At 69.1% G+C, this 499-nt stretch carries 1 protein-coding gene; it reads left to right on the top strand.

Features of this window, described 5'->3' with window-relative positions; genetic code table 11:
- The coding region (locus DEQ92_RS22025) for a hypothetical protein (RefSeq protein ID WP_115821789.1) at window positions 1-481 on the top strand (481 nt) is incomplete at its 5' end.
- Between the last annotated feature and the right edge of the window lie 18 nt (window positions 482-499).

Raw genomic sequence — 499 nt, 5'->3', positions numbered from 1 at the left:
CCCCTACGAGCACGCGGGCGTCTGCGATCACCTCACCAGCGACGGCCGGTGCCGCTTCGCGCTGGACCGCGCCGGTGACGACCCGGAATTCGCCGCCGCGCGCCGTGCGGTCGACTACGACTGCGTCGCCGCCGACGAAGACTGCGAGTTCCGCGACTGTCCGCACTACCGCTCGACGACCGACGGCCGCGAGTGCGTCCGCTGCGGCCTCGAATCGGTGCGGATGGCGCACGACGGCTCTCGGCCGCTCTTGGAAGAACATCACCTCTCTTACGGTGAGAGCGCGAGCACGCGTGGCCGGAGCGTCGGTACCGCGGGCGACGATGGCGGCAACTCCGACGGGTCACCATCACACGAGATCACGGTCGCGCTCTGTCGGTGGTGTCACGCCAAGATCCACAACTCATTCGCCCGGATCGACGACGACGTCGAACCCGACGCCGAGGCGTTCGCCGCCCGGGAGGAGCGGCGCTCGAATTAGCAGACGGAGTTCGGGTTC

The organism is Haloferax sp. Atlit-6N, assembly GCF_003383195.1.
Lineage (GTDB): Archaea > Halobacteriota > Halobacteria > Halobacteriales > Haloferacaceae > Haloferax > Haloferax gibbonsii.
Note: the sequence above shows the minus strand (reverse complement) of the source record. Positions and strands in the feature narration are given on the sequence as shown.